Below are 251 nucleotides of genomic sequence, written 5' to 3' on the forward strand. Positions count from 1 at the left end.
TTTCTTATATGTCATGACATTACAAAAAACAAGTTTATTTGGCATATTAAAGGCTCAAGGATTTACGAATGGCTATTTAGCGAACGTAGTTATTTCGCAGACGCTCATATTAGCATTATTTGGTACGCCATTTGTCACAATAACATTTTTAACACCTAAATCATTCCAGCGTTTAGCAGCTATTTTTAAATCATCAGTAGATTCTATTTTTAAATTTAAGTATGTTTCTGTTTCATCTTTATTCGTGATAA

Annotated in this window: 1 pseudogene; it reads left to right on the plus strand. The window is 29.9% G+C overall.

Annotated features, from left to right (window positions below):
* Window positions 1–251: pseudogene (locus tag IDG64_RS15265) on the plus strand (ABC transporter permease); the annotation flags it as partial.

Source organism: Staphylococcus sp. EG-SA-15 (assembly GCF_017151895.1).
GTDB classification, from domain to species: Bacteria; Bacillota; Bacilli; order Staphylococcales; family Staphylococcaceae; genus Staphylococcus; species Staphylococcus aureus.